Below are 14,426 nucleotides of genomic sequence, written 5' to 3' on the forward strand. Positions count from 1 at the left end.
ACATATAATTATAAAACTCATTCTTCAAGAATGAGTTTTTTGTTTTTTTCCTATCCTTTTTTGTAAAATAGAAAATAGATACGTTATAATAAATACGACACTAAAAGAAGGGGGCGTGCCAATTGAGTTATCAAGCATTGTATCGTGTATGGCGCCCACAAACATTTCTTGATGTAGTAGGGCAAGAGCATGTAACAAAAACATTGCAAAACGCCCTGCTTCAGGAAAAAATTTCGCATGCTTATCTTTTTACTGGACCAAGAGGAACCGGTAAAACGAGTGCGGCGAAAATTTTAGCTAAGGCCGTAAACTGTGAAAGAGCACCAATTAATGAGCCATGTAATGAATGTGATGCGTGCAAAGGGATTACTGATGGCTCCATACCTGATGTCATTGAGATTGATGCCGCATCTAATAATGGTGTAGAAGAGATTAGAGATATAAGAGATAAAGTGAAATATGCACCAAGTGCGGTTAAGTATAAAGTTTATATTGTTGATGAGGTGCATATGTTGTCAATGGGAGCATTCAATGCGCTCTTAAAAACATTAGAAGAACCACCCCAGCATGTTATTTTTATATTAGCAACGACAGAGCCGCATAAGATTCCACTAACAATCATTTCTAGATGTCAGCGCTTTGATTTTAAAAGAATTACTGCGACTTCGATTGTGAATCGTATGCAAATGATTATAGATGAAAGTGGTGTTCATTGTGATACCCAAGCACTCCAAATTATAGCCAGAGCTGCTGAGGGTGGTATGCGTGATGCCTTGAGTTTATTGGATCAAGCAATTTCATTTAGTGATGAGAGTGTAACAGTTGATGATGCTCTAGCCGTTACAGGTGCTGTTTCCCAAGGTTTTCTTAATCAGTTAGCAACAGCTATCGTTGATCATGATGCAGCTAACGGCTTAGAAATATTAGGCGAACTTCTTTTTCAAGGGAAAGATCCTGCACGATTTGTAGAAGATTTTATTCTTTATTATAGAGATATGCTATTATATAAAGCAGCACCTAATCTTGAAGAATCGATGGAAAGAGTTCTTTTAGAAGAAACATTCATAGAGTTAGCAGAAAAGGTGTCACAAGAACAAATTTATCATTTGATCGAACACTTAAATAAAACCCAGCAAGAGATGCGCTGGACGAATCATCCAAGAATTTTTTTAGAAGTAGCAATTGTGAAACTTTGTCAGCAAGAACAAATTAAAGGGCAAAGTGCAGAAGATGTTCAACCATTAATTACACGGATTGATCAATTAGAAAAAGAGTTATCACAAATAAAAGCGCAAGGTGCTAAAGTATCAGAAGAATCAGTAGCACCTCAAGCAAAAAAGCCACAGCGTGTATCTAAAAAAGGATATCAAGCGCCTGTAGGCCGAATAAATGAGGTGTTGAAGCAGGCAACAAAACAGGACTTAATGATGGTTAAAAGTCATTGGGGTGAAATGTTAGAACGCCTCGTACACAATCAAATGCGCTCACAAGCAGCATTATTAAACGAAGCAGAGCCTGTTGCTGCATCTGATCAAGTTTTTATTATAAAATTCAAATATGAAATTCATTGTCAAATGGCGATGGAGAATCATAAATTTATTGAAACTCTAACGCAATCTTTGTTTGAACTAAGCGGAAAGAGGTTTCAGGTCTTAGGTTTACCAGATGAACAATGGCAGTCCATTCGCCAATCATTTCTTCAGTATCAAAAGGCGAATGGAGATGATACGGCAGATGATATGGGAAATGAGGAAGAAGATCCTGTTGTATCTGAGGCAATGAAATTATTTGGTGAAGATCTTATTGAAATTAAAGATTAAATAAATATTAGGAGGTAAGGAATTATGCGTGGTATGGGTAATATGCAAAATATGATGAAGCAAATGCAAAAAATGCAAAAGAAAATGGCGCAAGCGCAAGAAGAATTAGGAGAAGAAAGAATTGAAGGAACAGCTGGCGGTGGCATGGTAACTGTCATTGTTTCTGGTCATAAAGAAGTTTTAGAAGTAAATATTAAAGAGGAAGTTGTTGATCCTGAAGATATCGAAATGCTTCAAGATTTAGTTTTAGCAGCAACAAATGATGCAATTAAAAAATGTGATGAATTAACAAATAATACAATGGGGCAATTCACAAAAGGTATGAACTTGCCTGGGATGTTTTAATACGGATAAACGAAAAGAAGCGCCGCTGGTTTTCCTGAGCGGCGTTTTTTAAACCATTCACTATCAGACTAAGAGTCAAAGAGAAGAGTTATATGAGAAAGAGTTTGTTGTTAAACGTCTCTCGGTCAAATGCTCTCGTCTTTGATGAAAGAGGGGGAGACAGCTATGCATTATCCTGAACCGATATCAAAACTGATTGATAGTTTTATGAAGCTTCCAGGAATCGGACCGAAAACAGCCGCTCGGTTGGCCTTTTTTGTATTAAGTATGAAAGAAGACACTGTACTAGATTTTGCTAAGGCATTAGTGAATGCGAAGAGAAATCTATCTTATTGTTCTGTGTGTGGCCATATAACAGATCAGGATCCTTGTTATATATGTGAAGATCAAAGAAGAGATCGATCAGTCATATGTGTTGTGCAAGACCCTAAAGACGTTATCGCCATGGAAAAAATGAAGGAATTTAATGGTTTGTACCATGTTTTGCATGGTGCTATTTCACCAATGGATGGGATCGGCCCAGAAGATATTAATATTCCCGATTTGTTAAAACGATTACAGGATGAAACCGTCCAAGAAGTCATCTTGGCAACCAATCCTAATATTGAGGGCGAGGCAACAGCAATGTATATATCTCGTCTCATTAAACCTTCTGGTATTAAGGCGAGCCGCATAGCTCACGGATTACCAGTAGGAGGAGACCTTGAATATGCTGATGAAGTAACACTTTCAAAAGCTTTAGAGGGAAGAAGAGAAGTATAGTGAGAGGTGTATGCGATGTTCTTTCGTAAAAAAGGATGGCTTCGTAAGGAATATGATGAGAAGTTATTAGATCAGTTAAAAGAATTAAAAGATGAATGGAAGAATCAAAAATCTTTAATTGAAAAAAGTTTTGATCCTTCAGCGGAAGCAATTAGTGAAGCTAAGCTTGCTGAGGCAAAATACTTTTATCTGTTCAAGGAAGCAAAAAAAAGAAACGTTAGTGTTCGATATTAATTTTTATACCTCCTCAAGGTCTTTTTTTAGGTGCTTGTTCATACATTGGTTGTACAAGTTTCCTTAAATAGAGGGGGTTTTTTATTTGGAGCCAGTTTGGATTATCTCAGGGTTAGGTATTCTCATTCTCTTTCTATTAGTAGCGGGTGCCTCTTTTCGACCAATTAAGTGGATTGGACAAGGCCTTATAAAAATAATCATTGGTGCACTCTTATTATTTGTACTAAATACAGTAGGAAATCAATTTGGCATTCATTTGCCTATTAATATAGCTACTGTAGCCATTAGTGGGATATTAGGTGTGCCGGGTATATGCGCGCTAGTGGCAATCGAAATGTATGTCATATAAGAGTCAAAGTCTAATGGGATAGGTAATCAGTTACGTATTTCTAGTAACTGATTTTTTCTTTTAAAATATTGTTGACATATTAATATAATGCTGATAATATATTAAGAGTCGTCACAACGACACAACATCCTTTAAAACTTTAAAGAAAAAAACTTTTAAAAAAGCATTGACATATAATGCGTAGGATGATATATTGATAAAGTCGCTTCTGAAGCGAATGAGATTGTTCTTTGAAAACTGAACGAACATAAAACGTCAAGCGTAATTCTAAAAAAGCTGATTTATCAGCAACAAAGCACCACAGGTGCAAATGAGCTAATCAAACACTTTATTGGAGAGTTTGATCCTGGCTCAGGACGAACGCTGGCGGCGTGCCTAATACATGCAAGTCGAGCGAATCTGAGGGAGCTTGCTCCCAAAGATTAGCGGCGGACGGGTGAGTAACACGTGGGCAACCTGCCTGTAAGACTGGGATAACTCCGGGAAACCGGGGCTAATACCGGATAATATCTATTTATACATATAATTAGATTGAAAGATGGTTCTGCTATCACTTACAGATGGGCCCGCGGCGCATTAGCTAGTTGGTGAGGTAACGGCTCACCAAGGCGACGATGCGTAGCCGACCTGAGAGGGTGATCGGCCACACTGGGACTGAGACACGGCCCAGACTCCTACGGGAGGCAGCAGTAGGGAATCTTCCGCAATGGACGAAAGTCTGACGGAGCAACGCCGCGTGAGTGATGAAGGTTTTCGGATCGTAAAACTCTGTTGTTAGGGAAGAACAAGTACCGGAGTAACTGCCGGTACCTTGACGGTACCTAACCAGAAAGCCACGGCTAACTACGTGCCAGCAGCCGCGGTAATACGTAGGTGGCAAGCGTTGTCCGGAATTATTGGGCGTAAAGCGCGCGCAGGCGGTTCCTTAAGTCTGATGTGAAAGCCCACGGCTCAACCGTGGAGGGTCATTGGAAACTGGGGAACTTGAGTGCAGAAGAGGAAAGTGGAATTCCAAGTGTAGCGGTGAAATGCGTAGAGATTTGGAGGAACACCAGTGGCGAAGGCGACTTTCTGGTCTGTAACTGACGCTGAGGCGCGAAAGCGTGGGGAGCAAACAGGATTAGATACCCTGGTAGTCCACGCCGTAAACGATGAGTGCTAAGTGTTAGAGGGTTTCCGCCCTTTAGTGCTGCAGCAAACGCATTAAGCACTCCGCCTGGGGAGTACGACCGCAAGGTTGAAACTCAAAGGAATTGACGGGGGCCCGCACAAGCGGTGGAGCATGTGGTTTAATTCGAAGCAACGCGAAGAACCTTACCAGGTCTTGACATCCTCTGACAATCCTAGAGATAGGACTTTCCCCTTCGGGGGACAGAGTGACAGGTGGTGCATGGTTGTCGTCAGCTCGTGTCGTGAGATGTTGGGTTAAGTCCCGCAACGAGCGCAACCCTTGATCTTAGTTGCCAGCATTCAGTTGGGCACTCTAAGGTGACTGCCGGTGACAAACCGGAGGAAGGTGGGGATGACGTCAAATCATCATGCCCCTTATGACCTGGGCTACACACGTGCTACAATGGATGGTACAAAGGGCTGCAAGACCGCGAGGTTTAGCCAATCCCATAAAACCATTCTCAGTTCGGATTGTAGGCTGCAACTCGCCTACATGAAGCCGGAATCGCTAGTAATCGCGGATCAGCATGCCGCGGTGAATACGTTCCCGGGCCTTGTACACACCGCCCGTCACACCACGAGAGTTTGTAACACCCGAAGTCGGTGGGGTAACCTTTTGGAGCCAGCCGCCTAAGGTGGGACAGATGATTGGGGTGAAGTCGTAACAAGGTAGCCGTATCGGAAGGTGCGGCTGGATCACCTCCTTTCTAAGGAATATACGGAATTAACTTGATGTTAGACTGTTCGTTCAGTTTTGAGAGTATAATCTCTCGATTCAATCGTTCTTTGAAAACTAGATAATGTAAATGAAGAAGATTACCGAGTAATCGCCACCTTAGTTATTTTCTCTCTATATAATAGTAATAGAGTAGAGATACTAAACTTTTTTTAAAAACACAACCGTGAGGGAAGCGAAAGCAACCCAAACATATGGTTAAGTTAATAAGGGCGCACGGTGAATGCCTTGGCACTAGGAGCCGATGAAGGACGGGACTAACACCGATATGCTTCGGGGAGCTGTAAGTAAGCTTTGATCCGGAGATTTCCGAATGGGGAAACCCCCTATCCGTTATGGGATAGGATCCATACCTGAATACATAGGGTATGGAAGGCAGACCCGGGGAACTGAAACATCTAAGTACCCGGAGGAAGAGAAAGCAAACGCGATTCCCTGAGTAGCGGCGAGCGAAACGGGATTAGCCCAAACCAAGAGGCTTGCCTCTTGGGGTTGTAGGACATTCTATACGGAGTTACAAAGGAACGAGATAGACGAAGAGGTCTGGAAAGGCCCGCCATAGGAGGTAAAAGCCCTGTAGTTGAAACTTCGTTCCCTCCAGAGTGGATCCTGAGTACGGCGGGACACGAGAAATCCCGTCGGAAGCAGGGAGGACCATCTCCCAAGGCTAAATACTCCCTAGTGACCGATAGTGAACCAGTACCGTGAGGGAAAGGTGAAAAGCACCCCGGAAGGGGAGTGAAAGAGATCCTGAAACCGTGTGCCTACAAGTAGTTAGAGCCCGTTAATGGGTGATAGCGTGCCTTTTGTAGAATGAACCGGCGAGTTACGATTACATGCGAGGTTAAGTTGGACAGACGGAGCCGTAGCGAAAGCGAGTCTGAATAGGGCGAATGAGTATGTGGTCGTAGACCCGAAACCAGGTGATCTACCCATGTCCAGGGTGAAGTCCAGGTAACACTGGATGGAGGCCCGAACCCACGTACGTTGAAAAGTGCGGGGATGAGGTGTGGGTAGCGGAGAAATTCCAATCGAACTTGGAGATAGCTGGTTCTCTCCGAAATAGCTTTAGGGCTAGCCTCATGCGTAAGAATCTTGGAGGTAGAGCACTGTTTGGACTAGGGGCCCTCATCGGGTTACCGAATTCAGACAAACTCCGAATGCCAAAGATTTATCCATGGGAGTCAGACTGCGAGTGATAAGATCCGTAGTCAAGAGGGAAACAGCCCAGACCACCAGCTAAGGTCCCAAAGTATACGTTAAGTGGAAAAGGATGTGGAGTTGCTTAGACAACCAGGATGTTGGCTTAGAAGCAGCCACCATTTAAAGAGTGCGTAATAGCTCACTGGTCGAGTGACTCCGCGCCGAAAATGTACCGGGGCTAAACGTATCACCGAAGCTGTGGATTGAACATCGTTGATGTTCAGTGGTAGGAGAGCGTTCTAAGGGCGTTGAAGCTAGACCGTAAGGACTGGTGGAGCGCTTAGAAGTGAGAATGCCGGTATGAGTAGCGAAAGATGGGTGAGAATCCCATCCACCGAATGCCTAAGGTTTCCTGAGGAAGGCTCGTCCGCTCAGGGTTAGTCGGGACCTAAGCCGAGGCTGAAAAGCGTAGGCGATGGACAACAGGTTGATATTCCTGTACCACCGTATTCTGTTTGAGTGATGGGGGGACGCAGGAGGATAGGGTAAGCGCACGATTGGATGTGCGTCTAAGCAGTTAGAGGGACCATGAGGCAAATCCCATGGTCATATACCTTGAGCTGTGATAGCGAGGGAAATTTAGTACCGAAGTTCTTGATTCCACACTGCCAAGAAAAGCCTCTAGCGAGGAATAAGGTGCCCGTACCGCAAACCGACACAGGTAGGCGAGGAGAGAATCCTAAGGTGAGCGAGAGAACTCTCGTTAAGGAACTCGGCAAAATGACCCCGTAACTTCGGGAGAAGGGGTGCTCATTAGGGTGTTAAAGCCTTGATGAGCCGCAGTGAATAGGCCCAGGCGACTGTTTAGCAAAAACACAGGTCTCTGCGAAGCCGCAAGGCGAAGTATAGGGGCTGACGCCTGCCCGGTGCTGGAAGGTTAAGAGGAGAGGTTAGCTCACGCGAAGCTTTGAATCGAAGCCCCAGTAAACGGCGGCCGTAACTATAACGGTCCTAAGGTAGCGAAATTCCTTGTCGGGTAAGTTCCGACCCGCACGAAAGGCGTAACGATCTGGGCACTGTCTCAACGAGAGACTCGGTGAAATTATAGTACCTGTGAAGATGCAGGTTACCCGCGACAGGACGGAAAGACCCCGTGGAGCTTTACTGTAGCCTGATATTGAATTTTGGTACAGCTTGTACAGGATAGGTAGGAGCCTTAGAAGCCGGAGCGCTAGCTTCGGTGGAGGCGTCGGTGGGATACTACCCTGGCTGTATTGAAATTCTAACCCACATCCCTTATCGGGATGGGAGACAGTGTCAGGTGGGCAGTTTGACTGGGGCGGTCGCCTCCTAAAGAGTAACGGAGGCGCCCAAAGGTTCCCTCAGAATGGTTGGAAATCATTCGTAGAGTGTAAAGGCACAAGGGAGCTTGACTGCGAGACCTACAAGTCGAGCAGGGACGAAAGTCGGGCTTAGTGATCCGGTGGTTCCGCATGGAAGGGCCATCGCTCAACGGATAAAAGCTACCCCGGGGATAACAGGCTTATCTCCCCCAAGAGTCCACATCGACGGGGAGGTTTGGCACCTCGATGTCGGCTCATCGCATCCTGGGGCTGTAGTCGGTCCCAAGGGTTGGGCTGTTCGCCCATTAAAGCGGTACGCGAGCTGGGTTCAGAACGTCGTGAGACAGTTCGGTCCCTATCCGTCGTGGGCGCAGGAAATTTGAGAGGAGCTGTCCTTAGTACGAGAGGACCGGGATGGACGCACCGCTGGTGTACCAGTTGTCTTGCCAAAGGCATCGCTGGGTAGCTATGTGCGGAAGGGATAAGTGCTGAAAGCATCTAAGCATGAAGCCCCCCTCGAGATGAGATTTCCCATAGCGCAAGCTAGTAAGATCCCTGAAAGATGATCAGGTTGATAGGTTAGAGGTGGAAGTGTGGCGACACATGCAGCTGACTAATACTAATCGATCGAGGACTTAACCAAACAGGCGATTACTCAATAAATATCTTCTTCAACATTACCTAGTTTTGAGGGAACGATTCCCTTACAATTTCATAGTCCGGTGGCGATAGCGAGAAGGTCACACCCGTTCCCATACCGAACACGGAAGTTAAGCTTCTCAGCGCCGATGGTAGTTAGGGGCTGTCCCCTTGTGAGAGTAGGACGTTGCCGGGCAAGATAAAAGAGCACATCATTTGTATGTGCTCTTTTTTGTGTGTATATGAGTTAGTAAATATATGCTCCTAAAAAATAACAGTGAGAAAATAATAATATTAAATTTAAATTGTTGAGTTTGAGGGTTTAATAGTAAATCAAAAAATGACTATGGTGGTTTGTATCAATACCACGACGATAATTGTTCCTTGTAGTAAGGCAAAGTGATATAAAAGATTTGGAAATCAGCAATGATAGCAATGATTAGGAAACCTTATCTTAGTCAAAAACTGTTGGCTTGTTTAGAGAGTCATTAAATGAACTTTCGTTAGTTCATCACATGTGAGTAAAGAAAAGAGCAAGAATGTAATTCGGACTTTTACGATCTCTTTATCTTTCAACAATTGTAGCTACAGATTCTTGAAGAAGTTGATTTATGCATAGTGCTCCGTATAATGAAAGCTACACTGTAGATAGTTTTCCAAAATAAAAAAACTCCCTAATATTTGTTAAAATAATAGAGAAGATCATAAGATAAGTATAGAAGCAAAAGGGAAATTAAGATAAAATTTCAGGTGTAGTGACTCTTTTTAATTGTTGGACATAATAATTATAATGAGGATCATCTGTTTCGGTATTCACGATTTGTTCCTCACACTGTATACAAATAAAAGAAGTATATAAGTGGATACCAGTAGATTGTGATTGTTCACAGATTACACATGTTTTTTCATTAAACGTTTTCACAATGTCACCTCCGTACATTCAATCATAGCCAATGATGATAAAATATATACAATATTTAGAATTTTACTCTCATAAGTGAGTTGTTAACAGTTTATGTTTGTAATCACCAATAGGTGTATGTCTATACAGTAAATTTATTTAAACTAATAAAAAGGATTTGCGTTCAATGGATCAGAAACAAATGCCGTTAGTTGAAAAATTAATACAGCATATAAAAAGAAAGCCTGAGAATTATCATGTACCCGGTCATAAAGGGGGGAGTCTGCTCTCTGGAGTGAATGAGGTTGATGATTATTTTCGACAACTTTTACGATTGGATTTGACAGAAATCAGCGGGCTTGATGACCTTCATTCTGCTGAAGATGTAATCAAAGAAGCTCAATCCTTGCTTGCTACTTTATACGGGGCTAAAAGAAGTTTTTTTCTTATAAATGGTTCTACTGTAGGTAATTTAGCGATGATTTGTGGCACATTAAAAAGGGGAGACCGTGTGCTTGTTCAACGGAATAGTCATAAGTCTATTTTAAATGGCCTTAGGCTTATTGGAGCTGAACCCATTTTTATTCTGCCTGAATTTAACCAGGAATGGGGCATTAGTGAAGGTGTTTCCTATACTCATATTGAAGAAGCATTAAGTAAGTATGGAGACATTAAAGCTGTTATTCTTACATATCCGAGTTATTATGGTACAGTGTATCCATTAGAAGATATTATTGCACTATGCCGTGAAAAAAAAGTATTAGTTTTAGTTGATGAAGCACACGGTGCTCATTTTATAGCGAGTACAAGATTTTTCCCACCCTCAAGTTTACAATTAGGAGCAGATGTAGTTATACAATCTGCCCATAAAACATTGCCAGCTTTGACAATGGGGGCCTTTCTTCATATTCAAGGTGATCGGGTGGATGAAGACAGCATACAGGAATATTTAAGTATGTTGCAATCCAGTAGCCCATCTTATGTTATTATGGCTTCATTAGATATGGCTAGATTTTTTGTCAGTCAATATACAGAAGAAGATGGTAAACATTTAGTCCAACGGATAAAAGAATTGAAGAAGAAATTAAGTTATATTTCTGGACTAGCCATTATGCCAACAGATGATCCATTAAAACTGGCATTACAGTTTAAACATATGAGTGGTTATCAACTACAAGAGCTGCTAGAGAAACGAGGTATTTATACAGAGCTAGCTGATCCGTTAAATGTTTTATTTGTACTTCCATTATTAAGGTGTGACGATGAGGATCGTTTTAATAAAATTATCGATGCATTGCAAGAAGTTAGTACTGACATTCCCAATGCAGAAAAAGAGGTGAAGGTGAATCCCATTCCATCGCATTCAGAATTAGTAGAGGTACCAGAGGGAGCAATGATTGTTACCGTTCCTTTTGCAAGTGCGATTGGTGAAATTAGCGCACGAATGGTGACACCATACCCGCCTGGTATTCCTTTAATATATAAAGGTGAAAGAATTACAAAAGAGCATATCACTAGTTTGCAAGGTTATTTAAATAAAGGTGCACGAATTCAAAACAAGAAAAACTTAGAACAATCATACATAGAAATATATAAGACAGCGAGGGACAAGGATGACTAAAGGTTACTTTATATCAATTGAAGGTCCAGACGGGGCAGGAAAAACGACGATTACAGAAATGGTTAAGAAACAATTAGAAGCAGAAAGATATAACGTAGTACATACGAGAGAGCCTGGTGGAATTGCTATTGCTGAACAGGTCCGGGCTGTTATACTGGATCCGAAGAATACAAAAATGGATGCAAGAACAGAGGCGTTACTTTATGCCGCGGCAAGAAGACAACATTTAGTTGAAAAGGTCTTACCAGCCCTTGAAATGGGTAAGATTGTACTATGTGATCGATTTGTTGATAGCTCTATTGCATATCAAGGATTTGCAAGAGGGATTGGCATTGAGGAAGTTTGGTCCATCAATCAGTTTGCCATTGAAAATGCCATGCCTCAATTGACTTTGTACTTCGATATCGCACCAGAACGAGGGTTACAGAGAATTAATCAAAATAAGGGCAGGGAAGTAAATCGTTTAGATTTAGAAGATTTACAGTTTCATCAAAAGGTATATGAAGGGTATGAAATTGTTCGGAAGCAATCTTCTAATCGCATTCAAACTGTAAATGCCGATGCCTCTGTCGAAAAAGTATTTGAGCAAACGATGGACATTGTTAGAAAAGCACTTCAAAATAAGGATTAAGCTACTTGGCGAAAAATTCGGTCAGTATATCTCTGTTTGTGCATAGAATAACTGATATAATAGAAGAAAGTAAAGATATAGGAGGGTGGTATGATGAAGCTCGTATTAGCAGTCATACAAGATCAAGATAGTAATAAGTTATCTAAAGCATTAGTAGATCATAATTTTCGTGCAACTAAATTAGCCAGTACAGGGGGATTTTTAAAGTCGGGTAATACAACCTTTTTAATTGGTACGGAAGATATTCGAGTAGACAAATGCTTACAGGTCATTAAGGATAATTGCCAATCGAGAGAGCAACTTGTTGCGCCGGTTTCACCAATGGGTGGTAATGCCGATTCATATATTCCTTACCCTGTTGAAGTAGAAGTAGGTGGAGCGACTGTATTTGTTCTTCCAGTAGAACAATTCCATCACTTCTAAACCTATTTGGAGGCATAAATGAAGATTAATCAAGATTTACGTCTTAATATAGATAATAGAAGGCAAGACAGTAAGCATCCCATTGGATCGCAAGTGCGTTTTAACGATCTTGTGCAAAAAAGTGGTCAAAAAATGCAGATGACACAAATGCAAATGCTTTTAGGTGATATAGAATCAGCTGGACAGAGGGTAGCTAAGTCCAGGAGCTTTAAAGATTTAGCAAAATACAAAATGCTTGTTAAGCGTTTTGTGAAAGAGACTGTTGAGCATGGGTTGGATATTAAGCAATCCCATAGTTGGAATCAACTAGGACAAAGTAGGTCGTTGAAAATTGTAGAAACGATTGATGAAAAGCTTGCTCAACTAGCCGATGACCTACTTTTACAAGAGAAAAGTGCCATTGATATTCTTAGTAAAATCGGAGAAATCAAAGGATTATTAATAAATTTATATACGTAAGTGAGTGATCAGCATGACAAAAACATGGGATCAAATAGAAGAATTACAGCCAGTCGTGTTGAAGATGCTTAAAAATAGTTTAAGTAAGGAACGCCTTGCCCACGCTTACCTTTTTGAAGGACTGAAAGGAACAGGAAAAAAAGATACGGGTATGCTTCTAGCAAAGAGTCTTTTTTGCAATGCTCCAATTAATGACTATGTTCCATGTGAAACATGTAATAACTGCAAAAGGATTAATCACTTTAACCATCCGGATGTACATCTTGTTGAGCCAGATGGTCAATCGATAAAGAAGCAGCAGATTCGGTCATTACAAGAAGAGTTTTCAAAACGGGGCGTCGAATCCAGTAGAAAAGTATATATTATCGTTCATGCTGATCGAATGACAACAAACGCAGCTAATAGTTTGCTGAAATTTCTGGAAGAACCGCATATGGATACAACAGCAATTCTATTGACTGAACAATCTCAACGAATGTTACCTACGATATTATCAAGGTGTCAAACGATCTCATTTCAGCCAATCGCTGCAAAATTTTTAGTACAACAATTCGTAGATTATGGTGTGAAAGAAAAGTATGCACCATTACTCGCGCAAATTACCCATAATTTGGATGAGGCTTTAGCATATAGTAATGATGATTGGTTTGTACAAGCGCAAAAAATAGTGTTAAAATTATACGAAGTACTTAAAAAAAATCCGTTACAAGCGATGGTCACTCTCCAAGAAGAGTGGTTTCCACATTTTAAGGAGAAAGAACATCAGGATTTAGGTTTAGACTTATTACTTCTTTTATTAAAAGATTTGTTATATATACAGCTTGATAAGAGTGATAGGCTCGCCTATACGCATGAGCTAAGCTGGCTAGAACAACACGCGCTTCATACATCTAATAGAAAGTTAACAGAGCAAATGTCTGCAGTTTTAGATGCAAAAAGGAAGCTGCAAGCAAACATGAATGCGCAGCTGTTAATGGAACAGTTAGTGTTAAAGATGCAGGAGGGATCTTCATTTGTATGATGTAGTAGGTGTTCGCTTTAAAAAAGCGGGCAAAATATATTATTTTGATCCCGGTGATCTTCAAATACAAAAGGATGACTTTGTCATTGTCGAGACTGTAAGAGGAGTAGAATACGGTAAAGTTGTCATTGCTCCTAAAAAGGTTGGAGAACATGATGTAGTCCTACCTTTAAAAAAAGTTCTACGTATTGCTGATCAAAAGGATCGTATGATTGTAGAAGAGAATAGACAAGCGGCTAAAGAAGCTTATCAAGTTTGTTTAGAGAAAGTAACTACGCATCAATTAGATATGAAATTGGTGGATGTTGAATATACTTTTGACCGCAATAAGGTCATCTTTTACTTTACTGCTGATGGTAGAGTGGATTTCCGTGAACTAGTAAAGGATTTAGCGGCCATTTTTCGGACAAGAATCGAACTTCGTCAAATTGGCGTTCGTGATGAGGCAAAGATGCTTGGTGGCATAGGTCCTTGTGGCAGAATGCTTTGTTGTTCCACTTTTTTAGGTGATTTTGACCCAGTTTCGATCAAAATGGCTAAGGATCAAAATTTATCTTTGAACCCAACGAAGATATCTGGACTATGTGGTCGCTTAATGTGCTGTTTGAAATATGAAAATGACGAGTATGAAGCAGCTAAAAAAGAGCTCCCAGATGTAGGGGAATGGGTAAAGACACCGGAAGGTTCTGGAAGGGTAGTAGGGTTAAATATACTTGAAAGAATTCTACAAGTTAACCTAAAGGAACAGGAAAGAGTGCTAGAATTTACATTAGACGAAATTAATGAGAATGCCGTGTCAGTTCAATCCACAGATTAATGAGGTGGAATG

The 14,426-nt window shown here is 41.4% G+C and carries 12 protein-coding genes and 3 rRNA genes; 14 read left to right on the forward strand and 1 reads right to left on the reverse strand.

Annotated elements, in window-relative coordinates; all coding sequences use genetic code 11:
• Nucleotides 1-122 precede the first annotated feature (122 nt).
• From dnaX to rrf, 8 genes are all read left to right on the forward strand, one after another.
• On the forward strand, nt 123-1,820 hold the full coding sequence (dnaX, locus tag LG276_RS00120; protein ID WP_404293083.1) for a DNA polymerase III subunit gamma/tau: 1,698 nt from the start codon (nt 123-125) through the stop codon (nt 1,818-1,820).
• 21 nt (nt 1,821-1,841) lie between these two features.
• Nucleotides 1,842-2,165 carry a YbaB/EbfC family nucleoid-associated protein gene (locus tag LG276_RS00125; RefSeq protein ID WP_373370968.1) on the forward strand — a complete coding sequence of 108 codons (324 nt, stop codon included), beginning with the start codon at nt 1,842-1,844 and terminating at the stop codon, nt 2,163-2,165.
• Between the two features lie 165 nt (nt 2,166-2,330).
• A complete protein-coding gene (gene recR / locus LG276_RS00130) occupies nt 2,331-2,927 on the forward strand; it encodes a recombination mediator RecR (RefSeq protein ID WP_224939297.1) in 597 nt (198 codons plus the stop codon).
• A 15-nt stretch (nt 2,928-2,942) separates the two neighbouring features.
• The gene (locus LG276_RS00135) at nt 2,943-3,161 is read left to right on the forward strand and encodes a YaaL family protein (protein ID WP_095371311.1); all 219 of its coding nucleotides are present in this window, start codon (nt 2,943-2,945) and stop codon (nt 3,159-3,161) included.
• 85 nt (nt 3,162-3,246) lie between these two features.
• Complete coding sequence (locus LG276_RS00140; RefSeq protein ID WP_224939296.1) at nt 3,247-3,510, forward strand: pro-sigmaK processing inhibitor BofA family protein; 264 nt, start codon at nt 3,247-3,249, stop codon at nt 3,508-3,510.
• A gap of 328 nt (nt 3,511-3,838) precedes the next feature.
• A 16S ribosomal RNA gene (locus LG276_RS00145) occupies nt 3,839-5,387 on the forward strand.
• A gap of 225 nt (nt 5,388-5,612) precedes the next feature.
• Nucleotides 5,613-8,545: ribosomal RNA gene (locus LG276_RS00150) — 23S ribosomal RNA — on the forward strand.
• A gap of 75 nt (nt 8,546-8,620) precedes the next feature.
• Nucleotides 8,621-8,737, forward strand: a 5S ribosomal RNA gene (rrf, locus tag LG276_RS00155).
• Together the 16S, 23S and 5S rRNA genes form the textbook arrangement of a ribosomal RNA operon.
• A 537-nt stretch (nt 8,738-9,274) precedes the next feature.
• Here rrf and LG276_RS00160 read toward each other — a convergent pair.
• Nucleotides 9,275-9,463, reverse strand: a complete 189-nt coding sequence (locus LG276_RS00160; RefSeq protein ID WP_224939111.1) for a sigma factor G inhibitor Gin — start codon at nt 9,461-9,463, stop codon at nt 9,275-9,277.
• A gap of 166 nt (nt 9,464-9,629) precedes the next feature.
• On the opposite strand from LG276_RS00160, the gene LG276_RS00165 reads away from it, so the two are divergent.
• From LG276_RS00165 to LG276_RS00190, 6 genes are all read left to right on the forward strand, one after another.
• Complete coding sequence (locus tag LG276_RS00165) at nt 9,630-11,063, forward strand: aminotransferase class I/II-fold pyridoxal phosphate-dependent enzyme (protein ID WP_404293085.1); 1,434 nt, start codon at nt 9,630-9,632, stop codon at nt 11,061-11,063.
• Entirely contained in the window at nt 11,056-11,694 is a 639-nt protein-coding gene (tmk, locus tag LG276_RS00170) for a dTMP kinase (RefSeq protein ID WP_404293087.1), read from the forward strand. The genes LG276_RS00165 and tmk overlap by 8 nt, the downstream gene beginning before the upstream one ends.
• A 93-nt stretch (nt 11,695-11,787) precedes the next feature.
• Nucleotides 11,788-12,117, forward strand: a complete 330-nt coding sequence (locus LG276_RS00175; RefSeq protein WP_095371306.1) for a cyclic-di-AMP receptor — start codon at nt 11,788-11,790, stop codon at nt 12,115-12,117.
• 18 nt (nt 12,118-12,135) lie between these two features.
• The gene (locus LG276_RS00180) at nt 12,136-12,576 is read left to right on the forward strand and encodes a YaaR family protein (RefSeq protein WP_224939114.1); all 441 of its coding nucleotides are present in this window, start codon (nt 12,136-12,138) and stop codon (nt 12,574-12,576) included.
• Between the two features lie 13 nt (nt 12,577-12,589).
• Nucleotides 12,590-13,597 (forward strand): DNA polymerase III subunit delta', encoded by a 1,008-nt coding sequence (gene holB / locus LG276_RS00185; RefSeq protein ID WP_404293089.1) that lies wholly within the window; start codon nt 12,590-12,592, stop codon nt 13,595-13,597.
• On the forward strand, nt 13,590-14,414 hold the full coding sequence (locus tag LG276_RS00190) for a stage 0 sporulation family protein (protein ID WP_095371303.1): 825 nt from the start codon (nt 13,590-13,592) through the stop codon (nt 14,412-14,414). The genes holB and LG276_RS00190 overlap by 8 nt, the downstream gene beginning before the upstream one ends.
• Nucleotides 14,415-14,426: the final 12 nt, after the last annotated feature.

This window comes from Cytobacillus kochii (genome assembly GCF_044790165.1).
Lineage (GTDB): Bacteria > Bacillota > Bacilli > Bacillales > Cytobacillaceae > Cytobacillus > Cytobacillus kochii.